This is a genomic window from Roseateles sp., assembly GCF_036486225.1.
GTDB lineage: Bacteria > Pseudomonadota > Gammaproteobacteria > Burkholderiales > Burkholderiaceae_C > Roseateles.
Genome location: NZ_DASVNZ010000111.1, coordinates 1 through 21,025, shown reverse-complemented (window position 1 = coordinate 21,025; position 21,025 = coordinate 1). Strand labels below are relative to the sequence as shown.

Annotated in this window: 20 protein-coding genes; 8 read left to right on the top strand and 12 right to left on the bottom strand. The window is 68.7% G+C overall.

All coding sequences use genetic code 11. The annotated features are described in order from the left end of the window. Positions 1–23: 23 nt before the first annotated feature. Positions 24–2,423 (bottom strand): type I secretion system permease/ATPase, encoded by a 2,400-nt coding sequence (locus VF536_RS07940; protein WP_331614280.1) that lies wholly within the window; start codon positions 2,421–2,423, stop codon positions 24–26. A gap of 19 nt (positions 2,424–2,442) precedes the next feature. After that, positions 2,443–4,329, bottom strand: coding sequence for a tetratricopeptide repeat protein (locus tag VF536_RS07935; protein WP_331614279.1), 1,887 nt, complete (start codon positions 4,327–4,329; stop codon positions 2,443–2,445). Between the two features lie 410 nt (positions 4,330–4,739). Here VF536_RS07935 and VF536_RS07930 point away from each other — a divergent pair, with 410 nt between their 5' ends. Continuing rightward, a complete protein-coding gene (locus VF536_RS07930) occupies positions 4,740–5,261 on the top strand; it encodes a hypothetical protein (protein WP_331614278.1) in 522 nt (173 codons plus the stop codon). Here the strand turns inward: VF536_RS07930 and VF536_RS07925 are convergent, their stop codons facing one another. Next, positions 5,262–5,774: a DUF1993 domain-containing protein gene (locus VF536_RS07925; protein WP_331614276.1), complete on the bottom strand. Its 513-nt coding sequence runs from the start codon at positions 5,772–5,774 to the stop codon at positions 5,262–5,264. Positions 5,775–5,909: 135 nt separating this feature from the next. Between VF536_RS07925 and VF536_RS07920 the strand changes: the two genes are divergently transcribed. The 4 genes from VF536_RS07920 (at position 5,910) to VF536_RS07905 (ending at position 8,610) form a co-directional block, all read left to right on the top strand. Further along, entirely contained in the window at positions 5,910–6,917 is a 1,008-nt protein-coding gene (locus VF536_RS07920; RefSeq protein WP_331614275.1) for a D-2-hydroxyacid dehydrogenase family protein, read from the top strand. Beyond that, complete coding sequence (locus VF536_RS07915; RefSeq protein ID WP_414710311.1) at positions 6,914–7,558, top strand: chromate transporter; 645 nt, start codon at positions 6,914–6,916, stop codon at positions 7,556–7,558. Before VF536_RS07920 ends, VF536_RS07915 begins: the two co-directional genes overlap by 4 nt. Then, entirely contained in the window at positions 7,555–8,166 is a 612-nt protein-coding gene (locus VF536_RS07910; RefSeq protein ID WP_414710310.1) for a chromate transporter, read from the top strand. Before VF536_RS07915 ends, VF536_RS07910 begins: the two co-directional genes overlap by 4 nt. Before the next feature lie 90 nt (positions 8,167–8,256). Beyond that, positions 8,257–8,610 carry a DUF1428 domain-containing protein gene (locus tag VF536_RS07905; protein WP_331614274.1) on the top strand — a complete coding sequence of 118 codons (354 nt, stop codon included), beginning with the start codon at positions 8,257–8,259 and terminating at the stop codon, positions 8,608–8,610. Here VF536_RS07905 and VF536_RS07900 read toward each other — a convergent pair. The 5 genes from VF536_RS07900 to VF536_RS07880 all read right to left on the bottom strand — a co-directional run bounded on the left by VF536_RS07900 (position 8,565) and on the right by VF536_RS07880 (position 13,055). Continuing rightward, positions 8,565–9,788: an MFS transporter gene (locus VF536_RS07900; RefSeq protein ID WP_331614273.1), complete on the bottom strand. Its 1,224-nt coding sequence runs from the start codon at positions 9,786–9,788 to the stop codon at positions 8,565–8,567. The two genes, VF536_RS07905 and VF536_RS07900, sit on opposite strands and share 46 nt — an antisense overlap. 60 nt (positions 9,789–9,848) lie before the next feature. Beyond that, positions 9,849–10,481 carry a glutathione S-transferase gene (locus tag VF536_RS07895; protein ID WP_331614272.1) on the bottom strand — a complete coding sequence of 211 codons (633 nt, stop codon included), beginning with the start codon at positions 10,479–10,481 and terminating at the stop codon, positions 9,849–9,851. 30 nt (positions 10,482–10,511) lie between these two features. Continuing rightward, on the bottom strand, positions 10,512–11,258 hold the full coding sequence (locus VF536_RS07890) for an SDR family NAD(P)-dependent oxidoreductase (RefSeq protein WP_331614271.1): 747 nt from the start codon (positions 11,256–11,258) through the stop codon (positions 10,512–10,514). Between the two features lie 33 nt (positions 11,259–11,291). Beyond that, a complete protein-coding gene (locus VF536_RS07885) occupies positions 11,292–12,143 on the bottom strand; it encodes an alpha/beta hydrolase (RefSeq protein WP_331614270.1) in 852 nt (283 codons plus the stop codon). A gap of 165 nt (positions 12,144–12,308) precedes the next feature. Then, positions 12,309–13,055 carry a glucose 1-dehydrogenase gene (locus VF536_RS07880; RefSeq protein ID WP_331614269.1) on the bottom strand — a complete coding sequence of 249 codons (747 nt, stop codon included), beginning with the start codon at positions 13,053–13,055 and terminating at the stop codon, positions 12,309–12,311. A 169-nt stretch (positions 13,056–13,224) separates the two neighbouring features. On the opposite strand from VF536_RS07880, the gene VF536_RS07875 reads away from it, so the two are divergent. Then, on the top strand, positions 13,225–14,112 hold the full coding sequence (locus VF536_RS07875; RefSeq protein WP_331614268.1) for a LysR family transcriptional regulator: 888 nt from the start codon (positions 13,225–13,227) through the stop codon (positions 14,110–14,112). Between the two features lie 291 nt (positions 14,113–14,403). Here VF536_RS07875 and upp read toward each other — a convergent pair whose 3' ends face one another. From upp to VF536_RS07860, 3 genes are all read right to left on the bottom strand, one after another. Further along, positions 14,404–15,036: a uracil phosphoribosyltransferase gene (gene upp, locus VF536_RS07870; protein WP_067274770.1), complete on the bottom strand. Its 633-nt coding sequence runs from the start codon at positions 15,034–15,036 to the stop codon at positions 14,404–14,406. A gap of 94 nt (positions 15,037–15,130) precedes the next feature. After that, entirely contained in the window at positions 15,131–15,886 is a 756-nt protein-coding gene (gene rlmB / locus VF536_RS07865) for a 23S rRNA (guanosine(2251)-2'-O)-methyltransferase RlmB (RefSeq protein WP_331614266.1), read from the bottom strand. Between the two features lie 23 nt (positions 15,887–15,909). After that, the gene (locus tag VF536_RS07860; protein WP_331614265.1) at positions 15,910–16,650 is read right to left on the bottom strand and encodes a heparan-alpha-glucosaminide N-acetyltransferase; all 741 of its coding nucleotides are present in this window, start codon (positions 16,648–16,650) and stop codon (positions 15,910–15,912) included. 269 nt (positions 16,651–16,919) lie between these two features. On the opposite strand from VF536_RS07860, the gene VF536_RS07855 reads away from it, so the two are divergent. Beyond that, on the top strand, positions 16,920–18,551 hold the full coding sequence (locus VF536_RS07855; RefSeq protein WP_331614264.1) for a hypothetical protein: 1,632 nt from the start codon (positions 16,920–16,922) through the stop codon (positions 18,549–18,551). Positions 18,552–18,554: 3 nt separating this feature from the next. Beyond that, positions 18,555–20,189 carry a hypothetical protein gene (locus VF536_RS07850; protein WP_331614263.1) on the top strand — a complete coding sequence of 545 codons (1,635 nt, stop codon included), beginning with the start codon at positions 18,555–18,557 and terminating at the stop codon, positions 20,187–20,189. Positions 20,190–20,251: 62 nt separating this feature from the next. Here VF536_RS07850 and VF536_RS07845 read toward each other — a convergent pair. Then, positions 20,252–21,025 (bottom strand): hypothetical protein (locus VF536_RS07845; RefSeq protein ID WP_331614262.1); only part of this gene is annotated, 774 nt, incomplete at its 5' end.

Genomic DNA, 21,025 nt, shown 5'->3' with positions numbered 1-21,025 from the left:
TCAGAACGAATGTCGGGCGGACATCACACGGACGCGGCGCGGTTCACCGCCTGCGCGGCCGGATGGACGTGGACGGGGGCGCCTTGCGGCTGCTGGCCCGCCTGGCCGGGCTGGGACTGCTGTTGCTGCGGCTGGCCGGGCGGACGCGCCCCGGAGAGCGCGGCCAGGACCTGGTCGCGCGGACCGTCCATGACGAGACGGCCGGTGTCCACGACGACGATGCGCGACACCAGTTCCAGCACGGCCGGACGGTGCGTGACCATGATCAGCGTGCAGTCGCCGGCGGCGTCGCGCAGCTGGCGCAGGAAGGCGATCTCGGACTGCGCGTCCATCGAGCTGGTCGGCTCGTCCATCAGCAGGATCTGCGGCTTGGTGACCAGGCTGCGCGCGAGCGCGACCAGCTGACGCTGACCGCCGGACAGCAACGAACCCATTTCGCCCACCGGCAGGTCCCAGCCCATCGGATGGCCCGCGACGACACGGTCCAGGCCCGTGAGCTTGGCGACCTCGACCAGCCGTTGCGCATCGACGTGACGACCCATCAGCACGTTGTCGCGCAGCGTGCCGTGGAAGAGCCGCGGCTCCTGCGACACGAACCCGACCTTGCTGCGGAACTCGGCCGGGTCGACCTGGCGCAGGTCGATGCCGTCGATCTCGACGTGACCCTCGGTCGGCTGGTACAGGCCGGCCAGCATGCGCAGCACGGTCGACTTGCCGCTGCCGATGCGGCCCAGGATGGCGAGGCGCTCGCCCGGCTGCACCCGCATCGTGACGTTGCGCAGCACCTTGGGCGACTGCGCGTCGCCCTGCGCCGGGTACGAGAAGCCGATGTCGTTCAGGCCGATGCGGCCGGTGATCTGGTTCAGCGGGACGTAGTTGCGGGTGGAGTCGCGCTCCACCGGCGCGCTCATCACCGAGTTCAGCGACAGCATCGCCGCACGCGCGCCCTGGTAGCGGGTCGCCAGGCTCACCAGGCTGTTCAGCGGCACCGTGGCGCGGCCGGCGAACATCACCGCGCCGATCAGCGCGCCGGCGCTGATGACGCTTTCGTTGATCAGATAGACGCCCCAGACCAGCATCACGAGGTTGATCGCCTGCTGCATGGTCATCGAGATGTTCATGCTCCAGCTGGCCATCGTGCGGGCCTTGAGCGCGGACTCGGCGACGATGGCGGTGCTGTGTTCGTAGCGGCGCAGGAAGCGGCCTTCGGCGCCGGTGGTCTTGAGGTCCTCGAGGCCTTCGAGCGCCTCGACCAGCGTGCCGTGCAGGTCGGCCGCCTCGGTCATGTTGGTGCGCATCGCGCGACGCAGGTAGCCCTGGATGGCGAAGCTCATCAGCAGCATCAGCGGGATCGCCGCCATCAGCACCCAACCCAGCGGACCGCCGATGATGAAGGTCATCGCGACGAAGAGGATCACGAACGGCAGGTCCGTCAGCACCGACATCGTGGCCGAGGTGAAGAAGTCGCGCACGACCTCCACCTGCGCCAGGTAGTGCGCATAGGAGCCGGCCGACGCCGGGCGATGCTCCATCCGCACGCCCAGCGTCTGGCGGAACAGCTTGGCGCCGACGATCAGGTCGGTCTTGCGGCCGGCCAGGTCGATCAGGTGCGCCCGCAGCTGGCGCGCGAAGAGGTCGAACACCAGTGCGAGGCCGGCGCCGACCGCCAGCGTCCACAGCGTGACGAAGGCTTGGTGCGGGATGACCTTGTCGTAGATGACCGAGGTCACCAGGCCCGACACCATCATGAGCACGTTGCTCAGTAGCGCGGCGAGCATCGCCGAGCGGTAGTACGGAATGAAGCGCTTGAGCGTGCCGAACAGCCAGTGCGAATCGGCCTGCAGCAGCGGCGTGTCGTCGTCCTTCGCGCCGCTGATCGGCTTGGCCTGCGAGACCTCCTGCGGGGCGATCGCGAGGATGAAGCCGCTGTACTCCTGGTCCAGCTCGGAGGCCGGGGCGACGCAGCTGGCGGCTTCGGGTCCGGGGAACACCACCTCGTAGCGGACGGCGCCCGAGCCGTCATCGTCCAGGCGGCGCACCAGCACGCAGGCGTCGCCGCCGTTGAGCAGCAGCACCGCGGGCAGCAGCAACTGGTTGATTTCCTCGATGCCCTTGCGCAGCAGGCCGGCGTTGTAGCCGGCTTCGCGCATCAGGCGGATGGCCTGGTCGGGGCTGAGCGCGCCTTCCACGGGCGCGCCGGCGCGCAGCGATTCGACCGAACGGGCGCGGCCGTGATGCTGCGTCAGCCAGGACAGGCACTGCAGCAGCGGGTCGATGGCCGGCTGCTGCGCCAGGTCCGCGAGCGGATCGTGCGGCGCATCCGGGATGCCGGGCGCGCGCTGGCCGTCTTCCGCGGCCAGGCGCAGGCCAGGGCCGCGGGCGCGCTGGTCACCGTCGAAGAAGGGGTCGTGCGGCCGGTTCATTGATCAAATCTTGTCAATTTCAGCTTCGATGTGCGAGTGCCAATTGCTCGAATTCGCGCTCGATGTCACGAACGATGGCCGGCATGTCGAAAAGTGCGCTGTTGCGCCCCTCGTCCCGCAGGTAGCGCTTGTAGGACTTGGCACGGCCCGGATTGAGGCCGATCTGGATCGCGCGCTGGACGTATTCGTCCACCGAGAAAGTGATCAGGTCCGGCAGGCCGACGGCGGTCAGCAGGCTGCCGCACATGCGGGAGATGTAGCTGCGGCCCGAGCGGGTCAGGATCGGCGTGCCCATCCACAGGCAGTCGCTGGCGGTCGTGCCGGCGTTGTACGGGAAGGTGTCCAGCACCAGGTCCGGCAGCTGGAAGCGGGCCAGGTAGTCCGGCGGCGCCACGCGCGGAGCGAAGATCAGGCGCGACGCGTCGACGCCGGCGGCTTCGGCTTCGCGACGGAGGTTCGCCTTGGCCCACTCGTTGTCCGCCAGCAGCCACAGCACCGAGTTCGGCACGCCCTGCAGGATGCGCATCCAGGCGCCGAACACCTCGGCGTTCATCTTGTGGTTGTTGTTGAACGAGCAGAAGACGAAAGCGTCCTCGGGCAGTTCGTATTGGGCGCGGGTGGGATCAGCGCCGATCTCGCGCTTGCGATCGCTGACCTGATAGCAATGCGGCAGGTAAATGGGCTTTTCGCTGCAGTACGGCAGGTATTCGGGTGGCATCGTGAAGCGATCCGCCAGGATCCAGTCCACGCCGGGCAGCAGCGAGGTCGCCGGCAGGCCCAGGTAGCTGACCTGCACCGGCGCCGGACGATGCGCCAGGATGTTGGGCCGGGCCCCGCTGGTCAGGCCCTGCAGGTCGACCAGTACGTCGATGCCCGCCTGCGCGATCAGCTTGGCGGCGGTGGCGTCATCCATGGCGTTCAAGCGCCAGACCTTGTCCATCGACATCAAGATGCGCTTGCGCAGCGAAGTGCCGTCTTCACGGCTCCAATCGAAGGCATGGATCTCGAACTTCTCGCGATCGTGCAGTTCGTACAGCTCGGCCGTCAGCAGGCCGACGGCGTGCATGCACAGGTCGCCTGACAGGTAGCCGATCTTGATCTTGCCGCCCTGCTGGCGGGCGGTGACGGACACCGGATGGCGCCAGAGCGCGTCCTTCTGCTTCGTGACCTTCTCGTGGACGAAACGCTGGGCGGCGCCCATCTGCAGCGCGGGGTCGTCGGTGGCGCTCAAGGTCGCCAGCAACGAGGTCGCAATGAGCAGCTTGTTGTGAGTAACTTCGCCGAACGCCTCGTAAACCGGCCACTTGCACTGCTTCTGGCGGATGTGCACGTAATGCTGCATGACGTCCGTCTGCTCGGGATTGAGCGTGAGGCTGCGCACCATCAGCGCTTCGGACTCGTCGTAGCGGCGCTGCAGTTCCAGCAGACGGGCCGCGTTGTTGAAGGCGTGGGTGCGCAGGCCGGTCTGGTCGGCGCCGAGCGCCTCCATCGGGCCGACGCCCTCATAGACCTCGCGCCAGGCGCCGAGGGCGTCGTCGACGCGCCCCAGATGCTCCAGCTGGTGGCCGAGGTTCAGGCGGGCCTGGGCGAAGGTCGGGCTGATCGCCAGCGCCTGGCGGTAGACCTGCTCCGCGCGCTCATGCTGCTGGATGTTGCCCAGCACGGTGCCCCAGTTGTAGAGGGCGACCAGACGCGCCGCTGGCGCCTGGCCTTCGTGCGAGAGCCAGGTCTCATACAGATGGGCGGCGGCATCGCCGAGATTCTGGCCCTGGAAGAAGTTGCCGCGGTCCATCAGCTCCGGCAAGGGGAGCGAGCCCTCGCGGGCACGGGTCAGCAACTGCTCCCATTCCTGGGCCAGCGGGGCGGGAACGCTCAAGTTCGGCATGCTGGGGCGGGCGATGTCCATGTGATCGGGCTTCCTGGGCGCGGTGGCGCGGTCCGGCGGGCGCGACCGGACATGCCGGCTCGGGCCCTCTGGCCGCCTGTACGGGATTGTGTCCGTGCGTTCCCGCGAGGCATCCCGGCAAATGGACGGTGCCGACCGCCTATTTCCCTGCCTGGGAGACCCGCCCTGGACGCGCCGCGGACACCGGCGACCCGCCCATTCAGCCCGTTATCGGCCGCCGGAGTGAGAACTTGAGCACGAATTGAGGCCGCCGTCACCGCCTTATCCAAGCATCTTGTTACAAGGCCGACTTCCACAATCGTCCCGCGATCCAGGCCTTCAAGAGCCGGGACGCCGCGCGATAGAGCAAGCCCGCCAAGGGACGTCGAGGGACGCGCGTTCAATCAACCAGGACAAGAAGAACGCAGCCCATGAAAGCGATTCCGAGTCTGTCCCGATGGGATGAGATCGTCGAAGCGGCGGAGGCGGTGGAAGCCCTCGAGCCGGACGATTTCGAAACGCGCGCGGTGGACACCCGATCCTGGGTGGAGCCGGCCGGCCGGCTGGCCGGCGCTGGCGGCGCGGCGATGAACGATGCGCCGACGCGGCGGCGCAACGGCGATTCCATCTTCCAGAGCCTGATGCGGCTGTGGCCCGGCGAAGGCCGCCGGCCCCAGGCCAGCGCGCGGGCGATGGCCAGGCTGCGCACGGCGTTCCGGGCCAGCGTCACCGACCTGGCCGACGACGCCGACGCGGACACGCAGGAGCGCGTGGCCGCCCTGCTCCGCCACATCGTCCATGCGCGGCATCCGCAGGACCTGTGGCACCTGCGCACGGCGATCTACACGGAAGTGGCCCGGAGCTTCGACCAGGCGGAAGCCGAAGCCCGCCTGATCGCGCTCAACCGGCAGCTGGAACAGGGCAAGAGCCTGCTCCGCCGGCTGCTCGGCTGATTACTTGGGCTGAGGCTGACCCAGGAAATCCATCTTGCCCAGCGGCACGCCGGCGTTGCGCAGCAGCGCGTACAGCGTGGTGGCGTGGAAGAAGAAGTTGGGCAGGTTGTAGAAACGCATGAAGTCCTGACCTTCGAACTTCAGCGGCTCCTTGTCGCGGCGCGGCACGCTGACCGCACGGGTCTCGGCGCCGTTGATCTGCTCGGGCGTGACCGTCTTGATGAAGTCGCGGGTCTTCTGGATGCGCTGGATCAGCTCTTCCAGCGACGCTTCGCTGTCGGGCCAGCTCGGCACCTCGATGCTGGCCAGGCGGGCGGTGCCGCTCTTGGCGGCGTCGCTGGCGATCTGGACCTGGCGCGGCAGCGGCAGCATGTCGGGCGCCAGGCGCAGCGTCAGATAGACCGATTCGTCGAAGCCCTTGGCGATGGCGTGATCGCGCGCGGTGCGGATCCAGGTCTGCATGTTGCTCAGCATGCGGTCGAACACCGGCACGGTGGCGGCGTACATGTCCATGGGAGTCTCCTTGTCTGGGTTGGGGGGATGCGATGCGGGCGCGATGCTAGTGCCTGTTCCGATCTGTTGCACGACGCTCGCCCAATGGCCTTGGGGTGACCGATCCAGGCGAGTAGGATCGACGTCCGCACGCCTATGAACATCATCATCCTCGACGACTACCAGGACGCCGTGCGCAAGCTCCCTTGCGCCGTCAAGCTGGACGCGCTGAACGCCAAGGTCTTCACCAACACCGTCAAGGGCATCGGGCAGCTGTCTGTCCGGCTGCGGGACGCCGAAGTGCTGGTGACGATCCGCGAACGCACCCACTTCCCACGCCAACTGCTGGAAAAGCTGCCCAAGCTCAAGCTGATCTCGCAGACCGGCCGCGTCGGCAAACACATCGATGTCGACGCCTGCACGCGGCTCGGGATCGCCGTCGCCGAAGGCGGCGGTTCGCCCATCGCCCCGGCGGAACTCACCTGGGCGCTGATCATGGCCGCGATGCGGCGGCTGCCGCAGTACATCTCGACGCTCAAGCACGGCGTGTGGCAGCAGTCGGGACTGAAGTCCGGCTCGATGCCGCCCAACTTCGGCCTGGGCATGGTGCTGCGCGGCAAGACGCTGGGCATCTGGGGCTACGGCAAGATCGGCCAGTTGATCGCCGGCTACGGCAAGGCCTTCGGCATGCAGGTGCTGGTCTGGGGCAGCGAGGCCTCGCGGCTGCGCGCGCAGGCCGACGGGCACCAGGCGGCCGACAGCCGCGAAGCCTTCTTCGAGCAGGCGGACGTGCTGACGCTGCACCTGCGCCTGTCGGACGAGACGACCGGCATCGTGAGCACCGAGGACTTGGCGCGGATGAAGCCCACCTCGCTGTTCGTGAACACCTCGCGCGCGGAGCTGGTCGCCGACGGCGCGCTGGTCTCCGGCCTGAACCGCGGCCGGCCCGGCATGGCGGCGGTCGACGTGTTCGAGTCCGAACCCATCCTGCAGGGCCACCCGCTGCTGCGCCTGGAGAACGCCGTGTGCACGCCGCACATCGGCTACGTCGAGCAGGACAGCTACCAGATGTACTTCGACGCGGCCTTCGACAACGTCCTGAACTACATGGCCGGCAAGCCGTCCAACATCGTCAACCCGGACGTCCTGAAGGGGAACCGGTGAGCGCGGGGTCGCCCTCCGGACCGCCCTCCTCTCCTGAAGGCGTCGCGACGGACGACGCGCCGCTGCCGCTCTCGCAACCCGAGTCCCTCTCCAAGCTCTTCTGGGCCTTCACCTGGCTGGCGCTGCAGGGCTTCGGCGGCGTGCTGGCGGTGGCGCAGCGGGAGCTGGTCGAACGGCTGAACTGGATGACGCGCGAGGAGTTCGTCGAGACGCTGGCGGTCGCGCAGGTGCTGCCCGGGCCGAACATCGTGAACATCTCGCTGATGATCGGCGACCGCTTCTTCGGCCTGCGCGGCGCGCTGGTGGCGCTCGCCGGGATGATGCTGTTCCCCGCCGTGATCGTGCTGATCCTCGCGGCCTTGTCGACGACCTGGCTGGCGTCGCCGCGCATGACCGGCGCGCTGCGCGGCATGGGCGCCGTCTCGGCCGGACTGATCCTGGCCACGGGCTTCAAGCTGCTGCCCTCGCTGAAGAAGAACCCCATCGGCCTGGCGCCCGGACTGGCGCTCGCGGCGCTGGTGTTCGGCGCGACGGTCTGGCTGAAGCTGCCGCTGTTCTGGATCGTGCTGAGCGTCGGCGGCCTGGGCATGACGCTGGCGCTGATCGCGCTCAAGCGCGCCCGCGCGGGAGTCCGCCCATGAATGCCGTCGCCCAGGTCGGCGCGCAGGTCGGCGCTCATGCCGGATGGACCCAGATGCTGGTCGGCACTTTGAGCTGGTCCGAGCTGGGCGCGCTGATGCTGCACTTCCTGATGCTGTCGCTGCTGTCGATCGGCGGCGCGATCACGACCGCACCGGACATGCACCGCTACCTGGTCGATGAACGCCATTGGCTGACGGACCAGAGCTTCACCAGCTCGATCGCGCTGGCGCAGGCGGCGCCGGGTCCGAACATCCTGTTCGTCGCCGTGCTGGGCTTCAACGTGTCGGGCCTGCTGGGCGCGGCGGCGGCGATGGCCGGCATCCTGCTGCCGTCGACGACGCTGGTCGTGGCGGCGACGCGCTGGGCGCGCAACAACCGCGAGCACCTGGGGGTGCGCGCCTTCACGGTCGGCATGGCGCCGCTGACGCTAGGCCTGATGATCGCGACGGGCTGGCTGCTGGCGGCGCCCTACCTCGTCGATCCCGCCCACCTCTGGGCGACGCTGGCGATGATCGTCGCGACCGTGGTCCTGACGATGCGGACCAAGATCGGTATCGTGTGGATGGTGCTGGCGGGTGGCGTCCTCGGCGCGCTCGGGGTGGTCTAGGTTTGTAGCGTCAGGGCGTCGAATTCCCGCATCGCCATTCGTCGTATGTCAGGGGCGGCATCGCGCCGCGCCAGCAACCGGAGAACCGCAATGGACTATGTCGATGGATTCGTGATCGCCGTGCCGACCGCCAAGCGCGAGGCCTTCCGCCAACTGGCGCAGGATGCCTCGGCCGTGTTCAAGGACCACGGCGCGCTCCAGGTCGTCGAGTGCTGGGGCGACGATGTGCCGGAGGGCAAGGTGACCTCGTTCCCGATGGCCGTGCAGCGCAAGCCCGACGAGACGGTGGTCTTCTCGTGGATCGTCTGGCCGTCGCGCCAGGTGCGCGACGAGGGCATGAAGAAGGTGATGGAAGACCCTCGCATGAACCACGATCCGGCGACCACGCCTTTCGACGGTCAGCGCATGATCTTCGGCGGCTTCGAGGTCATCGTCAAAGCCTGAACGCTGCTCTGCCCGATGACCAACAGTGCCACGACACACAAAGCGCCAGCAAGGTGAAACGCATGTGGCAGGCCCAGGCTATCCACGACCGCGCCGCCCATCATGGAGCCCAGCGCGATGGATGTCTGGAAGTTCGCGACGAAGAGCGCCATGCCGGCCTCATGCATCCCCGGCGCGGCCTTCACCATCCACATCTGCAGGGCGATGGGCATCGCGCCGTAGGCCAGGCCCCAGGCGATGACAAGGACCAGCGCCCAGGCCTGGCTGCCGCCCAGCGACGGCAGCAACAGCACTGACAACGCGGAAACCGCGATGCTGGCCGCCAGCGTGAACCTGACGCTGCGCCCCGCGGCGGCACCGCCGATGAAGTTGCCCAGCAGGCCGATGAGCGTGTAGCCCAGCAGGATGGAGGAGATGGCCTTGCCGCCGAACCCGGCCTGGGTCGACAGCAGCGGCGTCACGTAGGTGTAGGCCGCGAACTGCCCATAAAGGGCGAATGCCATGGCAAGCATCCCCGTGCGGCCGAGCGGCGTCGCGAAGACGCCGAGCAGGTCGCGCTGGCGGATGCGTTGCTCGACACGCAGAGGGGGCAGGAAGGCGAGCTGCGCGAGCAGCGTCAGCACCGACAGCCCCGCCGCGATGCCGAAGCCGGCGCGCCAACCCAACACCTCACCGACCAGCGCGCCCGCCGCGCCGCCGATCAGCATGCCGATGGACACGCCCGCGAAGATGATCGCCGTGGCGCGGCCGGCCGACGCGGCGCTGACCAGGCGGCCGCCCACGCCGGCTCCTATCGCCCAGAAGCCGCCGAGGCCGATACCGAACAGCACGCGGCCGAACAGCAGCGTGCCGAAGTTGGGCGCCAGCATGGCGGTCAGGTTGGCGGCCACCAGCAGCAGGCCCAGCGCCCACAGCACCTGGCGCCGGTCGCGCCTGCCGGCCACCACGGTCAGGAGCGGCGCGGACAAGGCAGCCAACACGCCGGGCACGCTCACCATCAGGCCGGCCCGGCCCTCGCTGACGTCCAGGCCCTGGCTGACAAAGCGCAACAGCCCCACGGGCAGGAACTCGGTGCTGCAGAACACCGCGGCACTCAGCGCCACGGAGAAGACGGCCAGCCAGGGGTTGACCGTGTTGGATGGCGCAGCGGCAGCCGCGCCGGAAGTGTGCTCAGGCATGACAAGACTTGAAAGATGGATGGGGAGCGCCGCTCATGCGGCGCCCGTGCGAGCAGCCGTTCAGGCCTTCGCGCTGGGCCGTTGCGAGGCGGCCTCGTGCCAACTGCGCAGTGCGGTGAGGCCTTCGGGGATCTGCACGTCGATGGCCTTGGCCGCGAAGTCGACAGTGGCGAGCAAGGTGATATCGGCCACCGAGAACTGCGGGCCGGCCACATACGCCGAGTCGCGCAGGCGGGCGTCAACGTCGGCGAAGAGGTTGCGCACGCGCTGGGCGCCGCGGTCCACCAGCTCGGCGATCTGTGCGTAATCGTGCGGCCCTGCCACGGCGCGAGTCTTCAGGCCCGGCAGCTTGTTGCGGATGGCCTCCATCACCGAGGCAAAACCCTCCTGTTCGATACGTCGCTCCCACATCGCCGTGAGCGCCTTCTCCTCGGCCGTGCGGCCGAACAGCGGCGGCTCGGTGTGCGTGTCCTCCAGGTAGCGGCTGATGACGGGCACCTCGCCGATGGCGATGCCGTCGTCCAGCACCAGGGTGGGCACCACGTGGCGCGGGTTGATCTGGCGGTAGGCATCGCCGTGCTGCTCGCCCTGGCCGAGATCGACGGGCACCAGCGGAACGGCCAGGCCCTTTTCGGCGAGGAAGATGCGCACGCGGCGCGAGTTTGGCGACGAGGTGGAGTGATAGAGCTTCATGGGGTGTCCTTCAATCGAATTGGGTTGTGTTCAGAGCTTGGATCCGCCATCGACACGCAACGTGTCGCCGGTGACCCAGCGGGCGTCGTCCGACGCCAGGAAAGCGATTGCCGCGGCGATGTCGTCCGGTTGGGCCAGCCGCTTGAGCGCCTGCAGCCCCAGGGCCATGGCGCGTCCGGTGTCGGTCTTGGTGAAGCTGGACATGTCGGTCTCGACGACGCCCGGCGCCACCGCGTTGACGCGGATGCCCCGCTCGCCCAGCGCCGCGGCGAAGTGCTTCACCAGCGTGTCCACGGCGCCCTTGGTGGCCGCGTAGGCGGACAGCGTGCCCACGGAGCTGCGAGCCACCAGCGAGGAGACGAGCACGATGCTGCTGCCCTGGCATAGCGCGGGCAGCAGTTGTTGCACGAGGAAGAACGGCGCACGCACGTTCACCGCGAAGAGGCTGTCGAAGTCCTCCAAGGTGGTGTCCTCGATGGAGGCCGCACGGGCGATGCCGGCGTTGGCGACCAGCACGTCCAGCCGCCCGCCGATGATGCTGCGCACCTGACTCGCCAGCGTCTGCGGCCCGGTGGGCGAGCGCAAGTCCGCGGCGATCTTCTCGGCCTTGCCGCCCGCGCGGCGGATCTCGTCGACGACGGCGGCTGCCTCCGTTTCGCTGCTGCCGTAGTGCACCAGCACCTGGGCTCCGGCCTTGGCCAGTGCGAGGGCAGTGGCCCGCCCGATGCCGCGCGAAGCGCCCGTGACGAGCGCGGTCTTGCCTGTGAGTGAACTCATGATGGGGATCTCCGAATCCGTTGGATGAACCTGTCAGACGAGGAACTGTTCGGCGTGCGCGACGAAGCGTTCCGGGTACTGATAGATCGAGCCGTGGTTGGAGTCGGGGTAGATCACCAGTTCTGCGTTCGGCAGGTGCTGCTGCAGCGTGACCGAGTGCGCCGTCGGGATGATCACGTCGTTGCTGCCCTGCACAACCAGCGTGGGCTGCACGATCGCCTTCAGGTAGGCCAGCGCGTTCTCGTCCGGCGCGATCCACTTGTCGATCGCTTCGCCCTGTGCCGCGACGGTCTGAGCGCTCACCTCCGGATCGCGATCCTGGCGACGCCACTTGCGTTCGAGGAAGGCGAGGCCGGCCTCCTGGCTGACCTGCGACGGCGCGAAGTGCACGGCCAGCCACAGGTGCTCGGGCGGCTCGTAGGTTTCGGAGAAGATTTCCGTCGAGCGGCTGGCCGTCATGTCGTTGCCGCGATGGCCGGTGCCCACGAGGATGATCTTGCGGACAAGGTCGCCCCCTTGAAGGGCGATCTCCTGCGCGACGAAGCCGCCGATCGAGATGCCCAGCACATCGACCTGCTGGAGACCGAGCGCGCGGATGAAGGCAATCGCATTGGCCCCCATCTCCGGGAAGCTGGCCGGCGTCTCGCCGGACGAACTGGACACGCCGGCGTTGTTGAAGAGGATCACCTCACGCGTCCGGGCCAGCCCGTCGGTCACGGCCGGATCCCAGTAGTCCATGGTGCCGGTGTAGTGCTGGTTGAAGACGACGGGCACGCCGCCCGGCTTGCCGAACCGGCGGTAAGCGAAACGGATGCCGTTGGCCTCGACGAACTCGGTCGGGGCAGTCTGGTGGGTGTGCGTGGGGGTGTGGTTGCTGTGTGTCATGTCGAGATGTCCTGTGAAGTCGCGGCCCACGTTCAGCGAGCCGGGTTGTGAGCGATGCCCAGCTTGTCCAGCAGGGCCTGGGGTTCGAAGTACGCGACCCAGATCGAGGTGGCGAGGCCCCTTGACGGTCCAATGCTGGGGTGCCCCGGGAGCGATGGCTCGGGCTCAGCCGGCGGTCTTGCCGCCGTCCACCGTGACGATCTGACCCGTCACGAAGGCGGCACCTTCGGAAGCCAGGAAGAGCACGGCCGCGGCGATGTCGGCCGGCTTGCCAACGCGGCCCAAGGGCACGCCCGCTGCGAGCGCGGCCTTGTTCTCCGGCGTGCCAGTGAAGCGGTCCAACATGCCGGTGTCGGTCGGCCCCGGGGCCACGGCGTTGACGCGCACGCCCGAGGCCGCCACTTCCAGCGCCGCCGACTTGGTCATGCCCTCGACCGCATGCTTGCTGCCGGCATAGACCGAGGCAAAGGCCGCCCCCTCGTGGCCATAGGTCGACGAGATGTTGACGATGCTGCCGCTGCCCTGCGCCGTCATCACGCGCAGCTCGTGCTTCATGCTCAGCAACGTGCCCAGCACATTGGTGTCGAAGGTGGCCGCGTAGCTCTCGGCCGTCTGGTTGACGATCAGGCCGGGCTGCCCTTCGGTGCCGGCGTTGTTGACGGCCGCGTCCAGACGCCCGAAGCGGGCGACGGCCTGGTCCACCAGTTGGCCGACTTCGGCGTCCTTGCGCACGTCGGCCTGGATGAACACGGCCTCGGCCCCACGAGCGGCCAGTTCGGCTTCCAGGGCCTTGCCCTCCTGGGCACGGCGGCCCGAGATGACGATGCGGGCGCCGCTGTCGGCAAAGGCCAGGGCCGTGGCGCGGCCGATGCCGGTCAGGGCGCCGGTGATGAGGATGACGGGTGCGTTCATGGTTTTCAGTCCTTGGAGGTATGACAATCGATGCATGGGTGCGGTCGGCCGGCCGGTTACGAGAGAGGGGCCAGTCGCCGCTGCCATGGAGCGAAATCTAGGGACTGTGGGCCCGCTTTAAAAAGACTTTGTAAGCTGGCCGGCATGCCTGGCAGGCATGGGAAGCACGATGGAACTGAGACACCTGAAGTACTTCATTGCGGTCGCGGAGACGGGCAGCCTGACAGTGGCCGCCGAGCGGCGACTGCACACCTCGCAGCCCTCGCTGAGCCGGCAGATCCGCGATTTGGAGGATCAGGTCGGCGTGCCGCTGCTGCTACGCAGCGCCCGCGGCGTGGAGCTGACCGCCGCCGGCAAGGCCTTCATCGACCACGCGCGGCTCGCGCTCACGCAGGTGGACGCGGCCGTCGAGGCCGCCCGGCGTGCCGCGCAGCCGGCCAAGCAGCGTTTTGCGCTGGGCTTCCTGACGGGGCAGGAGATGAACTGGCTTCCCAAGGCGATGGGCGTGCTGCGCGAGGAGCTCCCGAACATCGACGTCACGGTTTCCAGCGACTACTCGCCGGACCTGGCCGAAGCCGTGGCGCGCGGCAAGCTGGACCTGGCCTTCATGCGCGCCGAGCCCGGCTTTGACCTCGCCTACAGGACCGTCGGCCGCGAGCCGCTGGTGGTGCTGATGCCCAGCGACCATCCGCTGACCGCGCACGAGACGGTGACGCCGCAGGACCTGATGGGCAGTCCGTTCGTAGGCATGGCCAACAAGGCGCGCGTTCTGCGGGCCGTCATCGACGACTACCTGGCGCGCTCCGGCGTGCAGCTCACGCCCACACAGGGCGTGGACAACCCCGCCATGGTCATGTCGCTGGTGGCCTCCACGCGCGGCCTGGCGTTGATTCCCAGCTACGTCGAGAACCTGCTGCCCTGGTCGGTCGTGAGCCGCCCACTAGCGGGCGAGCAGCCCGCGATCGATCTGGTCGTCGGGTACAGCAAGGCCAATACCTCGCACGCACTGAAGCTGTTTGTGTCGAGGCTGGACGAGCTGATTGCCCTTGAACGCTGACGAGCAGGAAGCGCTCAACAACAGGTCCTTCGGCCCATCGGTCGAGGCGGACGTCGCTGACCAGCTTGATGCGGACCTCGACGGAGGTCGACGCGCTTCCGAGCCTACCGCCCTCAGCATCGATCGACTCGTACGACACCACGCTCATCCCGAGCGTGCCTCTGTAGCCCATGGCCGCCAGTCCGGTCACACGTGCAACAGCCGTTCGCACAGGTGACTTCGAGGGAGCCAGACATGATCGCAACCTGAGCGGGACCAGACGCCCCGCCGCTCAATCCGTGAGCCGAGCCCTCAGACGTCCTTCGTCCCGAAGATCTTGTCCCCGGCGTCGCCCAGGCCCGGGATGATGTAGCCGTTCTCGTTGAGGTGCGAGTCGATCGCCGCGGTCCAGCAGCGGATGTCCGGATGCGCCTTGTTCAGCGCCGCGACGCCTTCGGGCGCCGCCACCAGCACCAGCGCGCGGATGTCCTTGCAGCCGCGCTGCTTGAGCAGGTCCACCGTCGCGATCATCGAGCCCGCCGTCGCCAGCATCGGATCCACGATCAGCGCGGTGCGCTCGTCCAGCTTGCCGACGAACTTCTCGAAGTAGTTCACCGGCTGAAGCGTCTCGTGATCGCGCGCCAGGCCGACCACGCTCACCTTGGCGTTGGGCATCATGTCCAGCACGCCGTCCAGCATGCCCAGACCCGCGCGCAGGATGGGCACCACCGTCACCTTGCGGCCCGCGATCTGGTCGATCTCGACCTGGCCGCACCAGCCTTCGATCGTCGTCTTCTCGAGCGGGAAGTCCGCCGTCGCCTCGTAGGCCAGCAGCCGCGCGACCTCGCCGGTCAGCTCGCGGAACTTCTTGGTGGACATGTCGCCCTCCCGCATCAGGCCGATCTTGTGCTTGACGAGGGGATGCGTGACTTCGATGACTGGCATGGGGCGCTACCGGGCTTGGGGATGCGGAGTTTGGAACGGCGCCTCGTGGGCGCCGGAATGGCCGCGATTATCTCGCGTCGCTGTTCAGGCCTTCTCAGGCCTTCTTCTGCCGTTGGCGCAGCGCCTCGTACAGGCACACGCCCGCCGCGACCGAGACGTTCAGGCTTTCCACCGCCCCCTGCATCGGGATGCGCACCAGCTCGTCGCAGGTCTTCGCGGTCAGCTGGCGCATGCCGTCGCCCTCGGCGCCCAGCACCAGCGCCACCGGTCCCGTCAGATCCAGGTCGTACAGGGTCTTCTCCGCCTGGTCCGAGGTGCCGATCACCCAGATGTCGCGCTCCTTGAGCTCATTGAGCGAACGCGCCAGGTTGGTCACCATCAGGTAGGGCACGGTCTCCGCGGCGCCGCTGGCGACCTTGGCCACCGTCGCGTTCAGCCCCACCGCATGGTCCTTGGGCGCGACCACCGCGTGGGCGCCCGCTCCGTCGGCCACGCGCAGGCAGGCGCCGAGGTTGTGCGGATCGGTCACGCCGTCCAGCACCAGCACCAGCGGCGGGCCCTCGACCTGCTCGAGCACCTCGTCCAGCGAATGCGACTGCGCCACCGCCTTCACCCGCGCCACGACGCCCTGATGGCGGTGCGTGCCGCACAGCGCCTTGAGGCGGTCGTCGTCGCTCTCGACGAGCTTCGCGCCCGCCGCCTCGGCCTTCTCGAGGAAACCCCGCATGCGCTGGTCCTTGCGGGTGGCGTCGAACAGGATCTCCTGCACCGAGGCGGGCGCGGTCTTCAGCCGCACGGTGACGGCGTGGAAGCCGAACAGGATCTGTGTTTTGGAAGGAGAGGAGCTCATGGGGCGCGATTGTCGCGCACCCGTCACAGGATGCCGAAGTGCCGCGCCGCCATCAGCGCGCCGATCATCACCGGCTGGTGGACCATGTAGTACGACAGCGACCACCGCCCCATCACCGACAGCGGACGGACCGCCGGCAGCAGCGGGCGTTGCATCCACTGGCGCACCGCCTCGACGCGCATCAGCGCGCAGCCCCACAGCATCGGGCCCAGCCACGGCAGGATGGGGACGTAGTCCTCGGTCAGCGGCTTGCGCGTGACCAGGCCGACCCAGTTGGTGGTCCGGGTGTCGAAGAAGGGATCCGCGATGAAGAAGGGCAGCGCGATCGCGACGGCGCCCAGCACCCACAGCGCGGCCGTCGGCAGCCGGGAGAAGCCGAAGCGCACCAGGATCAGCATCAGCGCCATGCCGTGCAGCACGCCGAAGCTGATGAAGGAGCGCGGGAACATCCACCACGAGCCGATCGACACCAGCAGCGCGCAGGCCATGACCTGCCCCCAGCGGCGCCAGAAGCGGTAGGCCGTCTGGCCCTGCGCCAGCGCCACCGCCTGGCCCATGCCGGCGCACAGCAGGAACAGGCTGACGATGCCGCTGCGCTGCCAGGTCCAGAACGGGTCGCGGTAGAAGTCCTGCACCACGACCTTGAAGAAGCTCAGGTCGAAGCAGAAGTGGAAGACGGTCATCCAGACCATCGCCAGCCCCCGCAGCGCATCGAGCCGGTCGAAGCGCGGGGTCGTCGGGAGGTCGCGAGACGCGGCGGCCATGCCGGGGTCAGGCGTTGCGATCGGGAAACGGGCCGGCGGATTCATCGGGGAAGCAGTCTACATAAGCCGCCGGCCGCCTCGATGACGCCGGTCCGGCCATCGACCGCCGCCACCCCCGCATCTGAGTGGTCCACCCCCTTCAACGGGTCGGTCGTGCCCGCCTGCACTACCCGTCCGCCGCATTGAGCCGAAGCGAGGGGACATCGACGATCCCTGCTTCGACTCACCACCCCTCCTCCATGCGCCTCACCGCTCCTTCCCTGCTCTCCATGCTCAGCCTGTCAGCCCTGGTCGCCGCCTGCGGCGGCGGGTCGAAGCCATCTGACGGCGCTCCTGCCAGCACCGTCATTCCCATCCCGGATCCGTCCGTCGCCTGCAAGGTCCTGCGCGTCACGCCGGACGGCTCGGTCAGGCAGTCGTTCATCGATCCGTTGATGACCGTCGTCTACACCGCTCCGACGGCGGATGCCTGCGGCGGTCTCACGCTGGCGGGACAAGGCCAGACCAGCGTCATCCCCACGACCGTCGTCGCGCAGAGCGAGTGGCCCGACCCGGAGGGCGGCTTCGTCGGCACACGCACGATCGAGCCCGTCGCCGCGCTCGCGGTCGGCACGGCCTACAGCCTGCGCTGGAACAACCAGACGGTCGCTACCTTCACCACCGGCAGCGAACGACGGGGGTCGGTCGTCCAGGTCACCGACCAGCCCCTGCGCCTGCCGTCGCTTCCCAACGCCGCGCACATCGGCAAGGGCGACATCGACGACGTCCTCGACGCTTTCGCGGAGGGCCTCGCCAAGGGCAACGACATCAAGAAATTCCTCTTCGAGGCCGCACTGCGGGCGGAGCTGCCGCACATCGCCCGCCCGAACGCCCGCTACGGCGCCCACATCAGCAAGGTCACCTACCGCAGCGCCGACGCACGCGGCAATCCGGTGACGCTGAGCGCCTTGCTGATCGCCCCCGAACAGTCGCCCGGCGGACCGCCGATCGACTTCAACGGCCTGCCGGTCGTCGTCGGCCAACGCGGCTCCACCGGCAGCACGTCCGACGCGCCCTCCTCCGCCGCCACGACGATCGGGATTCCCGGCCTGATCGCAGCCGGCAAGGGACACCTGTTCCTGGCCCCGGACCTGATCGGCGTGGGCGACACCGGCACCTTGCCGCAGGCCTACCTCGTGGCCGCCGACACCGCCGCCCAGACACAGGACCTGCTGCGCGCGGTCCGCGAGCATGTCCGGCAACAGCACCTGGCCGTCCTCGGCCCGGACCTGCGCCTGTTCGGCGGCTCCCAGGGCGCGTATTCGACGTTCGCCTCGCTGCCGCACCTGTCCCGTGAGGGCACCGTGCGCATCGTGTCCGCCGCACAGGGCCCCTATGACGTCTACCGGACCTTCCACGGCACGCTGCTGGCCGCCGGCGGCGCCGCGCGGGACGCCTATGCGATCAACGAGAACCTGGACTTCCTGCCCAGCCACACCCGCGACGTGATGACCAGCTTCCAGGCCTACGGGAACTACGTCTTCGATCCGAAGCTCGTCTTCGACGCCGGCGGCCAGTTCCTGCCCTCCTTCCTGGCGGACTACAAGGACGGCAAGACCAGGGACTTCGCCCGGCAACTCGGCGCGAACAGCCTGATCACCGGCTCGCAGGTCTATGACCTGCCACAGGCCCAGGTGCAGCTGTACCACTTCAACACCGACACGCTGGTGCCGGCGCAGAACACCGAGGACCTGCTGGCCGCGCTGAACGACAAGAGGCATCGCTTCGCCGGCGTCCAGCGGGGCAGCTGTCATGAGAACTCGGAGCTGGTGAAGCTCGTCGTCCGGTACAGCAAGAGCAAGCTCACGACCCACACCCTCTGCGTCGCGTTCCAGATCGACGACTTCGTCGGCGGACTCTGAACGATGATGCGACGCCTGCCCTCGTACGCGTTCCTGGTCCTGCCGCTGCTGCTGGCCGCCTGCGGTGGCCAACAGAACAGGAAGGACACGCCCCGGATGTCCGACTGCCAGGTTCTCAAGCTCACGCCCGAACGTCAGACCCGGACCGCTGTCGTCAACCCGCTGATCTCCGCCGTCTACACCTCAGCGGTCTCAGGCACCTGCGCCAGCCTCGCGCTGAAGGACGACGCGGGCGCGATCCTCCCGACCCGCACCGTAGCCGCCTCCGAGCAGGCCAAGCCTGGAGGCGGTGTCGTGGGTTCGATGACGATCGAACCGCTGGCGGATCTCCGGGCGTCGACCGCCTATGGCGTCTTCCTCAATGGCCAATCCGTGGCGACCTTCGCCACCGGCGTGGAACGGCGCGGTCAATTGCTGAAGGTCGACGACGTGACGGTGGACTTCCCGTCGCTGCCGTCCGCCTCCCGCATCCCCCGGGACCGCATCAACGCCCTGGCGGACGCCTTCATCGCGACGCAGTTGAAGGCCCACGACATCCCGGATGTGGTCGAGCCCCTGCTCAGGACCCTGCTGCGCGTCGAACTGCCGCGGATCGCCGCCCCCGGCGCGCGCTACGACGCGCAGGTGAAACGCGTGGTCTACCGCAGCACCGACGCCGCAGGCGCGCCGGTGTCGCTCAGCGGGCTGCTGGTGTTCCCGACGTCGGCCTCCGGCGGCCCGGACATCGACCTCGGCGGACTGCCGCTGGTGCTGGGCCAACATCCGACCGTCAAGCACGGCGCACCCGCCCCGTCCTCCGGGGCCGACTTCATGCTCCTGCCGGGCCTGTGGGCCGCAGGCAAAGGACACGTCTACTTCGCGCCGGACCTGATCGGCATCGGGGAATCCGCCGCGCTGCCGCAGGCCTTCGTGATCGGCAAGGACACCTCAGCCCACACGGAGGACATGCTCACGGCGGTGCGCGAGTACTTCCTGCAAGTCCACCGCGCCCAGCTGGGCCAGGACCTGCGCGTGATCGGCCTGTCGCAGGGCGCCTTCTCGGCGATGGCCGCGTTGCCGGCCTTGTCGCGGCTGGCCACGGTACGCGTGGTCTACGGCGGCTCGGGACCCTACGACATCCATCGCACGCTGGACGCCGCGCTCCGCGCCGCGGCGGGAGCACCGCGCGACCCCTACGCCACACATGCCAACCTGGACCGTCTCCCGGACTACCTGCGCCCCACGCTGGACGCCCTGGTGGCGTACCAGGGCTTCCACTACGACCCGACAGCCGTTCTCGACGACCAGGGCGCGCCCTTGCCGTCCTTCCTCGCCGCCTACAGACGCGGCGAATATGACCTCCTGGCCACGCACCTCACGGTCAACAGTCTGGCGGAAGCGTCGCAGCGCTACGCCATGCCCACGGCCCGGATGGTGCTCTACCGCTACAGCAAGGACACGCTGCTGGCGGCGCGCAACACGGACGACATGCTGGCCCAGCTGCAGGGCCAGCATCCTCGCGTGGCCAGCGCGACGCTCGGCGATTGCCGCGAGGACTCGGTCGTGGTGCGGGAGATCCTCAAACACGCCAGGAGCGTGTCCACGCCGCACCTGATCTGCTTCCCGTTCGTGCTGGACGATTTCCTCGGCGAGCTGTGACGGGCCGGGCCCGCGCCAGCCCGATGTCCGCGACGCGGGACCGAACGCGGGACTGACGACGCTCAGCCGGCCAGCAGCTGTCGCACCCGCTGCCGGTGCATGCCCCGCAGCGCGGGCAGCAGCGCGCCGACATCGCTGTACTCGGCGCCCGACAACATGCTGGCCAGCGATCCGGCGAGCGCTTCGGCCTGCTCCGGCGCCATGGCCGGCGCTTCCTGCGCGGCCGATTCGAGCTGCTCATGCAGGCGCGCCCGCGCCTGCGCGACCTTGGGCTGCGCCTGCAGCAACTGCCCCAACGCCTGGCGCTGGCCGCCCGCGTCCTTCACGTCCCAGCGCTGCGGCTGCAACGCGTCCGGCGCCGGTTCCAGCAGCGCCCGCACCGGCTGGCCGCTGGGGAATCGCTTGCCCTCGCCGCGCAAGGTGAGACCGTCGCGCAAGGCGGGCCACTGCGACTCGGCGACGCTGAAGACGATCTCCGGGCCCTGCACCTGCACCGACAGCCCCGCCGGCGACAGCGCCTTCGTCAGCGCCTGCAACTGCTGCTGCGTGCCCTCCCCGTCCAGCGAGACCTTGATCAGCATCGCCTTGCCGCCCGTGCCGCCGGCGCAGCCCTCCTGCGGCTGGCCCGGCAGCTGCAGCCGGAGCGTCTCCTTGCCGCCTTGCTGCAGCACGGCCAGATCCAGGCCGCGCAACTTGAAGCGCTGACGCGCCGCGCCGTCCTCGGGCGCGGCGAGCAACTCGGCATCGACGCGTCCACCGGCGTCGCGGCTGCGCTGCGACCAGAGCTGCCGCAACTGATCGACCTGGCCGCTCAGCGCCGCGGACGGCGCGGACTG